This is a genomic window from Terrabacter sp. 2RAF25, assembly GCF_052115265.1.
Taxonomy (GTDB): Bacteria; Actinomycetota; Actinomycetes; order Actinomycetales; family Dermatophilaceae; genus Terrabacter.
This window is the reverse complement of record NZ_JBFRGJ010000002.1, coordinates 457,711-470,792: the sequence shown is the minus strand read 5'-3', so window position 1 is coordinate 470,792 and position 13,082 is coordinate 457,711. Positions and strand designations below refer to the sequence as shown.

12 protein-coding genes are annotated in these 13,082 nt (G+C 72.9%); 6 read left to right on the top strand and 6 right to left on the bottom strand.

The features are described 5' to 3' along the window. Positions 1–64: 64 nt before the first annotated feature. From AB4091_RS05435 to AB4091_RS05425, 3 genes are all read right to left on the bottom strand, one after another. Positions 65–3,016, bottom strand: a complete 2,952-nt coding sequence (locus AB4091_RS05435; protein WP_442290708.1) for a helix-turn-helix transcriptional regulator — start codon at positions 3,014–3,016, stop codon at positions 65–67. 68 nt (positions 3,017–3,084) lie between these two features. Continuing rightward, positions 3,085–3,243 carry a hypothetical protein gene (locus AB4091_RS05430; RefSeq protein WP_442290707.1) on the bottom strand — a complete coding sequence of 53 codons (159 nt, stop codon included), beginning with the start codon at positions 3,241–3,243 and terminating at the stop codon, positions 3,085–3,087. Positions 3,244–3,400: 157 nt separating this feature from the next. Next, on the bottom strand, positions 3,401–3,997 hold the full coding sequence (locus AB4091_RS05425; protein WP_442290706.1) for a LysE/ArgO family amino acid transporter: 597 nt from the start codon (positions 3,995–3,997) through the stop codon (positions 3,401–3,403). Between the two features lie 69 nt (positions 3,998–4,066). On the opposite strand from AB4091_RS05425, the gene AB4091_RS05420 reads away from it, so the two are divergent. Then, positions 4,067–4,990, top strand: coding sequence for a LysR family transcriptional regulator ArgP (locus AB4091_RS05420; RefSeq protein WP_442290705.1), 924 nt, complete (start codon positions 4,067–4,069; stop codon positions 4,988–4,990). Here the strand turns inward: AB4091_RS05420 and AB4091_RS05415 are convergent. Then, positions 4,911–5,369, bottom strand: a complete 459-nt coding sequence (locus tag AB4091_RS05415) for a rhodanese-like domain-containing protein (protein ID WP_442290704.1) — start codon at positions 5,367–5,369, stop codon at positions 4,911–4,913. The two genes, AB4091_RS05420 and AB4091_RS05415, sit on opposite strands and share 80 nt — an antisense overlap. Beyond that, the gene (locus tag AB4091_RS05410) at positions 5,366–5,863 is read right to left on the bottom strand and encodes a cysteine dioxygenase (RefSeq protein WP_442290703.1); all 498 of its coding nucleotides are present in this window, start codon (positions 5,861–5,863) and stop codon (positions 5,366–5,368) included. The genes AB4091_RS05415 and AB4091_RS05410 overlap by 4 nt, the downstream gene beginning before the upstream one ends. Before the next feature lie 301 nt (positions 5,864–6,164). On the opposite strand from AB4091_RS05410, the gene AB4091_RS05405 reads away from it, so the two are divergent. The 4 genes from AB4091_RS05405 (at position 6,165) to AB4091_RS05390 (ending at position 11,577) form a co-directional block, all read left to right on the top strand. Then, entirely contained in the window at positions 6,165–8,930 is a 2,766-nt protein-coding gene (locus AB4091_RS05405) for an AMP-binding protein (protein ID WP_442290702.1), read from the top strand. 48 nt (positions 8,931–8,978) lie between these two features. Then, entirely contained in the window at positions 8,979–9,911 is a 933-nt protein-coding gene (locus AB4091_RS05400; protein ID WP_442290701.1) for a DMT family transporter, read from the top strand. 147 nt (positions 9,912–10,058) lie between these two features. Then, positions 10,059–10,835: a hypothetical protein gene (locus tag AB4091_RS05395; RefSeq protein WP_442290700.1), complete on the top strand. Its 777-nt coding sequence runs from the start codon at positions 10,059–10,061 to the stop codon at positions 10,833–10,835. Continuing rightward, positions 10,741–11,577 (top strand): HNH endonuclease signature motif containing protein, encoded by an 837-nt coding sequence (locus tag AB4091_RS05390; RefSeq protein WP_442290699.1) that lies wholly within the window; start codon positions 10,741–10,743, stop codon positions 11,575–11,577. The genes AB4091_RS05395 and AB4091_RS05390 overlap by 95 nt, the downstream gene beginning before the upstream one ends. A gap of 161 nt (positions 11,578–11,738) precedes the next feature. On the opposite strand, the gene AB4091_RS05385 is transcribed toward AB4091_RS05390, so the two are convergent. Then, complete coding sequence (locus AB4091_RS05385) at positions 11,739–11,900, bottom strand: hypothetical protein (RefSeq protein WP_442290698.1); 162 nt, start codon at positions 11,898–11,900, stop codon at positions 11,739–11,741. Between the two features lie 91 nt (positions 11,901–11,991). On the opposite strand from AB4091_RS05385, the gene AB4091_RS05380 reads away from it, so the two are divergent. Next, on the top strand, positions 11,992–12,954 hold the full coding sequence (locus AB4091_RS05380; RefSeq protein ID WP_442290697.1) for a GlxA family transcriptional regulator: 963 nt from the start codon (positions 11,992–11,994) through the stop codon (positions 12,952–12,954). The last annotated feature ends 128 nt before the right edge of the window (positions 12,955–13,082 follow it).

The window sequence follows — 13,082 nt, the reverse complement described above, 5'->3', positions numbered from 1 at the left end:
TCTCCGCCGGAGGGCGATCGAGGTGAACGTCACCCGCGCCGTCGAGCGCCGGGGTGCGGGCTGGTCAGTCGGTGACGATCCCACGCCGCCGCGCGATGGCCGCGGCCTGGGTGCGACCCGACGCGCCCAGCTTGGCGAGCAGGTTGGAGACGTGGACGCTCACGGTCTTGGTGCTGATGTAGAGCTGCTTGCCGATCTGCCCGTTGGTCAGCCCCCGGGCCAGCAGCTCGAGCACCTCGAGCTCGCGGGGTGTCAGGTCGTGCGCGCCGCCGCCGCCCGGGCCGGGACGGACCTCGTCGAGCTCGATGAGCAGCGGCTTGGCCTCGAGCCGGACGGCGACCTCGCGGGCCAGCTCGGCCTCGCGGCGTGAGCCGGCGTCGTCGCCGCCGCTGCGCAGGGCGGCGGCGAGCCGAGCGCGGGAGCGAGCCGTCTCGAAGACGTGGCCGTAGCGCTCGAAGGCGACGGTGCTGGTGCGCCACGCGTCGACGAGCTCGTCGGCGCCGGGTGGGTCGTCGAGCTCGACCACGCGTCTGAGCCGGAGCACCTCGGCCTCGAGCCGGGCGGACCACGCCCAGGTCTCGCGGCTGGTGTCCTCGAGCGACTCGGCCGAGGCGCGCTCGAACTTGGGCCGGCTCGCCTTCTCGACGGCCGGCCGCAGCTCGCCGATCACCCGGGCTCGCTCGAGCAGGGAGTCGACGAGGGCGACGGTGCGCTCACGCTGGACCGGGTCGGCAGAAGGGACGAGGCGCGCCGCCTGCCCGGCGAGCAGTGCGGCCAGCCGCACCACGGCGTGGTACTCGCCCCAGGCGGCGTCGAGCGTGCGGACGGCCGCCTCGGTGAGCACGAGCAGCCCGTCGAGGTCGCCGGCGTCGCCGAGCACGTCGACGGCCGGCATGACCGTGAGCACCACGGCCAGGCCGTCGACCGGCCACCACTCGCGCAGGGCGTCGAAGAGGTCGGGGTCGACGGGCTCGCCGCGCCCGGCCTGGACGAGCAGCATCGCGCCGGTGAAGATCGTGCGCCCGGGCTGCGGCGCGGGCCGGCCGCCGAGCTCGAGCCGCCGCACGGCGCCGTCCCAGTCGCCGAGCTCATAGGCCGTGAGGCCCCCGAGCAGCCGGCACTCCTGGCCCCAGGGCGCCCACTCGCGGTGCATGCGCCGGGCGACGTCGGCGCCGCGGTCGTAGAGGGCGAGGGCGCCCGGGAGGTCGCCGCGCCGGTGGGCCAGCGACGCGAGCTGGTGGAGTGCACGCAGCAGCAGCGGGTCGTCGGGGTCGATGTCGTCGACGAGGGCCTGCAGGTGCGTCTCGACGGCGGCGAGGTCCTCCTGGGCCTCGAGCACCCGGGCCATGATGGTGCGCACCTCGGCGACCGCGCCGACCATGCCGAGCCGCTCGGCGAGGAGCGAGACCTCGTTGCCGACCACGGCCGCCTCGACGAACGAGCCCTGGTCGACGAGAGCCTGCACTCGCGCGACGAGCACGCGGACCCGTCGCTCGTCGGCCTCCTCGCCGAGCAGCCCCATGGCCTCGTCGGTCAGCGCGATGGAGTCGACGGGAAGGTCGAGGATGCGGGCCCGGATGACGAGCGTCGAGAGCAGGTCGGCACGCACGAACGGGTCCTGGGCGGCTCCGGGGTGGTCGAGGCGGTCGCGCAGCAGGTCCATCGCGCGCACCGACTCGCCCGCGACCATCGCGGCCCGCGATGCGCGCAGGGTCACCTCGTCGCGCTCGGCGTCGTTCTCGTCGAGCCAGGTCAGCGCACGCTCGAAGTGCAGCAGGGCCTCCTGCGGCCCGCCGACGGCCATGGCTGCCTCGGCCGCCGCACGGCTCGCGCGCACGGCCGTCGGCAGGTCGCCGACCGCAGCAGCGTGGCGCGCCAGCTCGGAGGCGGGGGCGAGGTCGGGGCGCTCGGCGAGCACGGCGGCATACGCCCTGTGCAGCCGGAGGCGCTCGCCGGGGAGGAGGCTGTCGGCGACCGTCTCGCCGAGGAGCGCGTGGCGGAAGGTGTAGGCGGGGGGCCAGCGCGCCTCGAGCACGTGGTGCTCGACGGCGGTGGCGAGGGCCGCCTCGAGGGTCTCGTCGGGCAGGTCGAGCACCTTCGACAGCAGCTCGTGGTCGATGAACTGTCCGCCCTTGAGGGCGATGGCACGGAGCACGCGCTGCGCGGTGTCGTCGAGCTGCTCCACGCGCGAACGGAGCACTCGGCTCAGGCCGCCGGTCAGGGCCTGGCCGGCCGCCGCGCTCGCGACGAGCTCCTCGGCGAAGAACGGGTTGCCCTCGGCACGGCGCGCGATCTCGGCCGCGGTGGTCGTGTCGGTGGGCGCGCCCTCGATGCCGGAGACGAGCTCTCGCACGGCGTCGTCGGGCAGGGGTGCGAGGTCGACGTGCTCGAGCCCGGCGATGCGCGCCCACACGGCGAGCGTCTCGTGGAGCGGGTGCCGGCGGTAGAGGTCGTCGGAGCGGTAGGTCACGACGAGGCCGACGGCCTTGGTGAAGCCCCGGGTCAGCAGGAGGGTGATGAGGTCACGCGAGGAGTGGTCGGCCCAGTGGACGTCCTCGACGACGACGAGGGAGGGCCGTGCGGCGCCGAGCGCCGACAGCAGCGCGTGCACGGCCTCGGCGACCTGGCCGGGGTCGGTGGTGCGGCCGGCACGCTCGGGGTCGTGCGCCTCGGGGCGGCCCGGGAGCAGGTGGCCGAGGCTGGGGTGGGTCTCGAGCACGCGCTCGACGACCTCGGGGTGGCCGGCGTCGACAGCGCCGACGAGCTCGACGAAGGGGAGGTAGGCCAGGCTGCTGCCGGCCTGACCGACGCAGTGGCCGATGGCGGTGAACCAGTGGGCGTCCCTGGCCTCGGTGACCAGCTGGCCGACGATCCGCGACTTGCCGATGCCGGCGTCGCCGGACAGCACGACGACGCCACCGGGCTGGGCACCCGGGGTCGGGCGCAGTCCGATGGCGTCGGCGAGGTGCGAGAGGTCGGTGTCCCTCCCGATGAGGGGGCCGGTGCTGAGCGGCATACGCGGGATTCTCCCGTACTGCGCCGACAGCGGCGGGACGGTGGTCGACACGGCTCGTGCCGTCGTCGTCACCGCGTGCGGCCCGGGTGGTTCTCCTCGTGCGAGACCCGGGCCAGCGTGCGCCGCATGATCTCGAGCGACGAGTCGCGACGGACGCGACGGCGCTGCGGGTAGCGGGCCTCGATCTCGGCCTGGACGGTGCGGTAGTCCACGTAGTGGGTGGTCACGGTCTTTCCTCTGTTCGAGCCTTTTCTGGACTCCTCCAGAGTCGGGCCCTGAGGTAGGCGCCCACATCGGGCGGCCTCCCTATCCGTGCGCCACGGCTACCTCAGATCCCGGCGCCGACCACCTCAGACCTGCCTGCCCTCCCGTGGCCGACGTCGCTCAGGCGAGCACGAGGGTGGCGGCGATGGCGAACATCACGAGGGCGATGACGACGTCGAGCACCCGCCACGTCGCGGGTCGGGCGAAGAGCGGGGCGAGCAGGCGGGCGCCGTAGCCGAGGGTGGTGAACCAGGCGACGCTCGAGGCGACGGCTCCCGCGGTGAACCACCACCGTCCGTCGGCCCCGTGCTGGTTCGCGATCGAGCCGACGAGCAGCACGGTGTCGAGGTAGACGTGCGGGTTGAGCCAGGTGAGGGCGACGACCGTCGACAGGGCGCCCCGCCGTGAGGTCGCGGTGCCACCGGCCCGCAGGGCCTTCGGGTGACGGGCGTTGCGCAGGCACAGCAGCCCGTAGCCGACGAGGTATGCCGCCCCCACCCACCGCACGACGGTGAGCAGTCCCGGGTGGGCGGTGACCAGCCCTCCGACGCCGAGCACGCCGGCCACGACGAGCACCGCGTCGCTGGCGGCGCACACCGTCACCACGACCCCGACGTGGCGTCGGGTGAGCCCGGTGCGCAGCACGTATGCGTTCTGGGCGCCGATCGCGACGATGAGCGAGGCCATGGTGAGGAAGCCGGGGACGAGCGAGGTCACCGTCTGACGGTACGTGTCGCGCCGAGTTCAGTGAAGCGAAGGATTTTTGAGCATCATTAGCATGGCTTCATGCGGCTCCAGCCCGAGCACCTCGCCACCCTGCTCGCCATCGTCGACACCGGCACCTTCGACGCCGCTGCCCGTCGGCTGCACGTGACCGCCTCGGCCGTGAGCCAACGGGTCAAGGCCCTGGAGGCCGAGGTCGGGCAGGTCGTCGTCGTGCGCGCCACGCCCTGTCGCCCCACCTCCGCCGGCGAGGCGCTCGTCCGCCTCGCCCGTCAGCAGAGCCTCCTCGAGGCCGAGGCCCTGGCCGGTCTCGCGTCAGCCGGCGCGGGGCGTGTCGACCTCCCGGTCGCCGTCAACGCCGACTCGTTGTCGACGTGGTTCGCGGCCGTGATCGGGCATGTGGCCGCGTGGCCGGACGTCGTGATCCGGCTCCACGTCGAGGACCAGGACCACTCCGCTCGCCTGCTCCGTTCCGGCGAGGTGCTCGCGGCCGTGACCTCGGACCCGACGCCGGTGCAGGGCTGCTCCACCGAGCCGCTCGTGACGATGCGCTACCTGCCGGTCGCCACCCCGCAGCTCGTCGCGCGGTTCAGGGCCGGCCGCGGGATCGACTGGGACGCAATGCCGGTGGTCCGGTTCAACGACAAGGACGACATCCAGCAGCGCATCCTCGACCGGCACGGCGTCACGTCGCCGCCGCCCACCCACGAGGTGCCCGTCGGCACCGGCTTCGTCACCGCCGTACGCGCCGGGCTCGGCTGGGGCGCCCTGTTGACCTCCCAGCTCACGGGCCTGCTCGAGTCCGGCGAGCTCGTGCGACTGGGCACCCGCGACCACGTCGACGTGCAGCTCTACTGGCAGCGCTGGCGGCTCCCGTCCGAGCACCTCGACCGGCTCAGTGACGCGGTCAGGTCTGCTGCCGCGGCTGCGACCCCTCGGCGGACTGCTCGTCCTCCCACGCCCGCCAGGCGGCATACCCCCCGATGACGTCGGTGGCGCGGTGGATGCCGAGCTCCTGCAGGGCGGCGGCCGCCAGGCTCGAGGTGTAGCCCTCCTGGCAGAGCACGATGACGGGCAGGTCGTGACTCGCGATCGGCAGCGAGGCGTCGCTCGCCGGGTCGAGGCGCCACTCGAGCACGTTCCGTTCGATGACGGTCGCGAAGGGCAGCTCCCCGTGTGCCTCGCGCTGCGCGGCAGGACGGATGTCGACGATCACGGCGCCGTCGGAACGGGCGGCGTCGGCCTGCTGCGGTGTCACGCGCTGCAGGTGGGTGCGGGCCTCGGCCAGCACCTCGTCGATGGTGCGCGGTCGGCGCGCCGGCACCTCGGGGTCGTTCGCGAGGGTGCTCTCGGGGTTGGTCGTCACCAGTCGACTCCGATCTCTGCCTGCTCCTCGACCTCGAGGATGCCGTCGACAGCACGGTAGTTCGTCATGGCCGTCAGCTTGGGCGCGTAGACGTGCAGGCTCACCGCGGGGTCCGAACCGGCATTCGTCACCCGGTGCAGGTGGCGCGTCCCGAAGGTGCGCTGGTCGCCGGGCGTGAGCAGGACCCCCGGGCCGGTGACCCGGTGTGCACCGTCGAGGTCGATGGCCGTCCTGTAGCCGGCGACCTCCTCGGTGAGCACGCCCTGGAGGACGACGAACGATCCGGCGCTGCCGCCGTGGTCGTGCCACGGCGTGCCCTGACCGGGCAGCCACGTCAGCAGCCACGCCTCGTGGTGCTCGTCGGCGAGCAGACGGGCGTAGTAGCGGGTGATGGGGTCGAAGTCGACGACTCCTTGCCAGATCGAGCGCTGGCGGGCGAGACGTCGGGCGGTGTCGGCGAGGTCGACGGAGATGCGATGGGCGCCGCGGGACATGGGTGAGGCCTTTCGGGGAGTGCGGGTGTGTGCTCGGTCTTCGGCGGCGCTCGGGAGGGCCGACAGCACGGGATCCCGGTGGGGATCAGGCTGCGTGGCTCCCGAGCGGTCGACAGGCACACATTCGCCCTGCTTCGTGGCCCCGGCGGCTGGCGTACGCGATGGGCGCGGGGGAGGGCCACGGGTGCCGCCTCTCACTCACATAACCATGCGTTCTCATATCGAAAACGCTAACTTATGTCGTCCCGATCGGCAAGCAGGGGGTTTGCCATTAGGTAAGGCTTACCTATCTAATGTCGTCGTGCTCGACTCCCTGACGATCCCCACGACGGCGCCGCCCGGCGCTCCGTGGCTCGCGCTGCCCGGGGACTCGCGCGCCGATGCGGTCGTGCTGGTCGACCGGTCCGTCAGCCGTGCGGAGCTGCGGGCGCTCGTCGACGACGCGGGGCGGGCCCTGACCGGGACGCGCCGCCTCGTCCTCGTCGCCATGGAGAACCGGCTCGAGCCGCTCGTCGCCTACCTGGCTGCCCTGCGTCAGGGGCATGCCGTGCTGCTCGCCGCCGGAGACCGACCCGACGTGCTCGCCGGACTCCGGGCCGCGTGGGACCCCGACATCGAGGTCTCGGCCGAGGGCGCCGTGCAGGTGCACCGCGTCGAACCCGCAGCACCGCTGCACCCCGATCTCGCGCTGCTGCTCAGCACGAGCGGCTCGACGGGCTCGCCGAAGCTCGTGCGCCTCTCGTACGCCAACCTCACGTCGAACGCCGAGCAGATCGCCGAGTTCCTCCAGATCCGCGAGACCGACTGCGCCGCGACGACGCTCCCGCTCCACTACTGCTACGGCCTGTCCGTCCTGCACAGCCACCTCGCCCGCGGCGCCGGCATCGCGCTGACCGACCTCGCGGTCGTCGACGAGTGCTTCTGGAACCTCGCCCGGCGGGCGGGGGTCACCTCGCTCGCCGGTGTGCCGTGGACGTTCGAGATGCTCGAGCGGTCGGGCTTCGCCGGCCTCGACCTGCCGCACCTGCGCTACATCACCCAGGCCGGTGGCCGCCTGGACCCCGACCGGGTGCAGCACTGGGCGCGGCTGGGTCGTGAGAGTGGCTGGGACTTCTTCGTCATGTACGGCCAGACCGAGGCGACGGCGCGCATGGCCTACCTCCCGCCCGACCTCGCCCTGACCAACCCGGGCTCCATCGGCGTGCCCGTCCCCGGCGGCGCCCTCGAGGTCGTCGACGGCGAGCTGCACTACACCGGCCCCAACGTCATGCTCGGCTACGCGGAGCGCCCTGCCGACCTCGCGCTCGGCCGCACGACCACCCGCCTGCGCACCGGCGACCTCGGCCGGGTCGGCCCCGACGGCCTCTACGAGGTGACGGGCCGGTCCAGCCGGCACGTCAAGGTGCTGGGTCACCGCGTCGACCTCGACGTCGTCGAGCGCCGGCTGCGCGAGGCCGGCCGCGACGTCAGGGTGGCCGGACGTGAGGGGCTCGTCGCCGTGTCGGTCCGCGCCGCGGGCGCCTCTGAGCAGGGTGGTGTCGACCAGGGTGCGGTGCGACGCGCAGCCGCGACGGCGGGCCACGTTCCCCTCGGTGCCGTGCACGTCGTCGAGGTCGGCGAGCACCCCACCCTCGTGGGCGGCAAGGTCGACCTGCAGGCCATCGTGGCGCTCGCCGACAGGAGCGTCGCGACCTCGACGGCCGCCGACTCCGTTGCAGCCGACGGCGGTTCGGTCGCGAGGATGTATGCCGCAGCCCTCCACCGCGACGCCGTGCCCGCCGACGCGACCTTCACGACACTCGGCGGCGACTCGCTGAGCTACGTCGAGGTCTCGCTGAGGCTCGAGGCTCTCCTCGGTGACCTCCCGCCCTCGTGGCACGTGACACCCGTCGGCCGACTCCAGGATCAAGCTGACGCCGCCCTCGCCGAGCGGGGCGCCACCGGTCGGGCCGCCACCGACGTCGGGCAAGAGTCCGAGGCCGAGCCCGGCGCTCACGATGGTGGTGCCAGGACGCAGCAGACGGCATACGGCCGCGTTCGACGGGCCCTCCTGGCCAGGCGACGCACCGTGGAGACGAGCGTGTGGCTGCGCGCCCTCGCGATCGTGCTGATCGTCGGCACCCACTCCGACCTCTTCTCGCTGCAGGGCACCGCCAACGCGCTGCTGGTGCTCGTGGGCTTCAACGTGGCCCGATTCGCGCTCGCGACGTCCGAGCGGGCCGCCAGGCTCGAGGCGCTCGGTCGTGGACTCGTGAGGATCGTGGTCCCGACGCTCGCCGTGATCGTGCCGGCCCACGTCCTGCTCGGCGACTACCAGACGCGCAACCTGTTCCTGCTGAACTGGGCCTTCGGCGAGCAGCGGCTCGGGCCGCCCTGGCGCTTCTGGTTCATCGAGGCGCTCGCCTTCGCCCTCGTCGTGGCGATCGTGCTCACCGCCGTGCCCGGCGTCCCACGTCTCGAGAAGCGTTGGCCCTTCGGGCTGCCCGCCGGCCTGACGCTGGCTGCGTTCACGCTGCGGCTCCCGCTCTTCGAGCTGCCGGTGCCCCGCATGCAGGGCTCCGCGCTCGTGGTCCTCTTCCTGTTCTTCCTGGGCTGGGCGATCGCCCGGGGGACCACCCCCCGACAGCGGTGGGCGGTGACCGTCGCGGCAGTGGGGATGGTCGGCACGTTCTCGGGCAACCCGGCGCGCGACGCGCTCTCCCTCGCCCTCGTGCTCGCGCTCGTGTGGAAGCCGACGACCCGCCTGCCCGCCTGGCTCGTGCCCGCTGTGCAGGTGCTCGCCGCGAGCTCCCTGTTCGTCTACGTCATCCACTGGCAGGTGCTCGAGCACCTGTGGGGCCGCCCCGTGCTGGCCTTCGTGGGCTCGATGGCCGTGGGCGTCGCCTACTGGCTTGTCTGGACCCGCGCGCTGCCGTGCGTGGGGGACCGGCTGGTGGGTGGCGCGCGGCTGTCGCTCCGGCGGGCCCGTGGTGGCGCGCCCGTCGGGAGCACCCAGCGCGTCGAGGGCGCCGCCCAGCGCGTCGAGCGTGCGGACCGCGCGGCGTGGCGGCATGTCGTGCACACCTGACCGAAAACCGGGCGGCGCCCTGTCGGTGCCGACGTCTACGGTCTGCAGGTGACCGTCGAATCGCCCGCTGACGTCGAGGCCCCAGCCACCTCCCGCCGCGCCGCCTGGCTCGTCCTCGGGGCCGTGGCCGTGACCCTGCTCCTCTGGGCGTCGGCCTTCGTGGCCATCCGCCACCTCGGCCGTGACGTGCCTCCCGGCGCGCTCTCGCTCGGTCGCCTGCTCGTCGCCTCCGTGGCCCTCGGCGTCCTCGTCTTCCGCCGTCCGCGCACCTGGCCGGCCCGGCGCGACTGGCCTTTGCTCCTGCTGTGCGGCGTCGGCTGGTTCGGGGTCTACAACCTCGCCCTCAACGAGGCCGAGCGGCGCATCGACGCCGGCACGTCCGCGCTCATCGTCCAGATCGGGCCGATCATCGTCGCCCTGCTGGCCACGGTCTTCCTCGGCGAGGTGATGAACCGATGGCTGCTCATCGGCATGGCGGTCGGCTTCGCCGGCGTCGTCGTCATCGCGCGCGGCTTCTCCTCGGGCGACGCCGGCGACATGGTCGGCGTGTGGCTCGCCGTGCTCGCCGCGGTCACGTATGCCGTCGGTGTCCTCGCGCAGAAGCCGCTCCTCGGGCGTCTCCCGGGGCCCGAGGTCACGTGGCTCGCGTGCATCATCGGTGCCGTCGTGTGCCTGCCGTGGAGCGGCGAGCTCGTGACCGTGGTCCGTGACAGCGATGCCGCCACGCTGCTGTGGATCGGCTACCTGGGGGTCTTCCCGACGGCGATCGCCTTCTCGACGTGGGCCTACGTGCTGGCGCGCAGCAATGCGGGATCGCTCACGCTGACGACCTTCCTCGTGCCGTTCATCGCGACCCTCATCGCCTGGGCGCTGCTGTCGGAGGTGCCGCCGCCGCTGACGTTCGTGGGTGGTGCGCTGTGCATCGCAGGAGTGCTGTTGACGCGGCGCAAGCCGCGCCGTTCGCCCTCCGTCGGCAGGTAGGTCCCGTCGGGGTTCGGTCCGCGCCTTGCTGCTGGATCCGATTGCGCTGTGGGCGGATTCGTGCGTCATGGGTGTGGAGAAGTCTTCCATGGTGTTCGAACTGGTGTTCTGATTAGGGTGCGAGTTCGAACGGCGAGAGGAGTTTGCGTGCCTTACCAGGAGGCGGGTGCCACGAGTCCCTCCACGATGGCCCGCATTGCCTTCGTGCTCGGTGCCCGCGGTGACGCCGCCTCGGCCCGTCGCTTCGGCGGTGGTGGGAGAGTCGGTGTCGCAGACGGCGAGGCATCGCTGCGCGACGAGGGGCTCGACGAGCAGGCTGCCGAGCTCGTCGCCGAGATCGAGGCGCTCGAGACGTCGAAGGCGCGCACCGAGTGGCGGCTGCTCGAGGCCTATGCCGCGCTGCACACGGTCCGGGAGCTCCAGCTGGCGAGGCTCCCGCGGTCGCCCGTGCCGCTCTGTGCCGACCAGATCGTGACGCAGGAGATCGCCTGCGCCACTGGGGTCGGCCCCGCAGAGGTCTCACGCCGGCTCGAGCTGGCCACGGCGCCGCGACGGCACCGCGTGCTGCGCGAGCGACTTCGCGACGGCCGCGTCAGCCTTCACCGTGCCCTGCAGGTCGTCGCCGAGACCCGGTCGCTCGACGACAGCGTGCTCCCCGAGCTCGAGACGGCGGTGCTGGCTCCGGCGCCCGACGGCGCGGTGTCCTCGCAGCGCCTGTTCATGAGCCGCCTGCGTCGCTGCGTCCGGAGCGCCGAACATCGTGCCGACGACGAGCGCCGGTGCGCAGCCAAGCGTCGGCGCAAAGCACGGGCGCCTCACCGACGACGGCATGGGGGTGTTCACGGTCGTCGCTCCCGCGCAGCGCGTAGTCGGCGTCCTCGACCGTGTCGACGCGCTGGCCCGGGCGGCCCGCGCCGCAGGTGACGAGCGCACGCTCGACCAGCTGCGCAGCGACGCCCTCTGCGACCTGGCCCTCTTCGGCTGGGTGCCCAAGCCGTCCGACCAGGCTTCAACCTCCCACGGGTCGCCCCGGTCGCCCGGGCCGCCCGGGTCGCCCGGGGCCTCCGGCGCGTGTGAGCCGACCTGCGACTCGTGGCTCGCGTCAGCGCCGCCGGCCACGGTTCGCATTGTGGTGCCGTTCGAGGTCGCAGCTGGTCTCTCCGATGCCGCCTGCGACATCCCGGGCCATGGCTGGGTCACGGCCGCGCATGCGCGGCAGATCATGACCGCGCCAGGCTCTGTCTGGCAGCGACTCGCGGTCGACGTCGACTCGGGTCGCGCGCTCGAGCTGTCCACCGACCGCTATGTGCCGACGCGCGAGATGGTCGAGCACGTGCGGGCCGTCGACGGCGTGTGCCGCGCTCCCGGGTGCCAGGTGCCGGCCGAGCGCTGCGACGTCGACCACATCGTTCCGTGGCCGAGGGGCGAGACGCGGGTCTCGAACTTCGAGTCGCTGAGCCGCGGCTGCCACAACCCCAAGACCGCCCGGGCCTGGACGGTCGAGAAGGTCGACGGCGGCGGGCTCCGTTGGGCCACGCTCGCGGGCCGCGACTACATCACCTACCCCAAGGACTGGAGAGAAGCGCTGCGCGATCCCGGCGGCTCGCCGCCCGATGGCGATGGTCGGAGCCGAGGGCAGTGCGAACCCGATCCGCCACCCTTCTGACCGCGCTCGTGCGTCGTCCTGGACGCGCCTGACGCCGGGTCGGTCGACCCGGCGTCAGCTGGAGGTGTTCGGTTCGAGGGGTGATGGCTGCTGCTGTCGATGCGGTGGGTGTTGCTGACGATCCTGCGGCACGAGGTGCGGTGTCCGTGCTGACGGTGTCGTCAGTGGGCGACGGGTGCGTCGTGCAGGACGCGCACGAGATCCCGGTCGACCTCGGCGTCGGCGCCGAACGGGGCGCGCGGCAACGAGAACGTCCGACGGTGGTGCGGCCCGAGGGCTGCGACGAGAGCGACGATGATGGCGATGAAGAAGATGATGTCCATGGCAGAAAGTCTGCGCCCGGTCCGATCCCGCCACGAGTGGCAGAACTGACGACTGTCGACAAGATCCTGCCAACCGTGCGATGCTGGCCGGATGTTGCGCACGATCGCGGTCATCGTCCAGGAGCCGGTAGCCATGTTCGAGCTGGGCGTGCTGTGCGAGGTGTTCGGCATCGACCGCACCGAGGACGGGGTGCCGGCCTTCGACTTCCGGGTCTGCGCCACCCGTCCCGGCGAGGTGTTGCGCACGACGAGCGGCCTGGGCGTCACCGCGACCCACCCGCTCGATGCGGCTCGAGGCGCCGACCTCGTCGCCATCCCCGGCGGCTCGGTCGACGGCCCGTACGACCCCGAGGTCCTCGACATCCTGCGTCACACCATCGAGCACGGGGGCCGGGTGCTCTCCGTCTGCTCGGGTGCCTTCCAGCTCGCCGCTGCGGGCCTGCTCGACGGTCGCGACTGCACGACCCACTGGCGGTATGCCGCACGGCTGGCCGACGAGCGTCCGCGCGCCTGCGTCGACCTCGACGTCCTCTACGTCGAGGACGGCCCCGTCCTCACGAGTGCCGGCACCGCTGCGGGCATCGACGCCTGCCTGCACCTGGTGCGCACCGAGCTCGGCTCCGAGGTCGCGACCCGCATCGCGCGGCGCATGGTCGTGCCCCCGCATCGCTCCGGCGGGCAGCGTCAGTTCGTCGAGACGCCGCTACCGGCGGAGCCCTGCGAGGGTCTGCAGGACGTCATGGAGTGGGTGGCCGAACGCCTCGACGAGGAGCACTCGATCCCGTCCCTGGCGCGGCGCGCCGCCATGTCGGAGCGCACCTTCGCCCGCCGCTTCACTGCCGAGGTCGGCACGACGCCGCACAAGTGGTTGACCAGCCAGCGCGTCCTGAGGGCCCGGCACCTGCTCGAGACGACCGAGTTCGACGTCGAGCGAATCTCCCGCGAGAGCGGCTTCGCCACCGCGGCCGTGCTGAGGCACCACTTCCAGCGCGAGATCGGCATCCCACCCGTCGCGTACCGCCGCGCCTTCGCCAAGCACCCCGCCTCCGCCTGAGCTGCGGCGTACTCGCCCGAGGAGCGTCGTGTCAGTGGTGCGCGGTGCGCACCACTGACGTACGCGATCGGCCCGGTCACCCCAGCGCGCGACGGTCCCAGCGGCCGCACCACGACGGGTGGATGTCG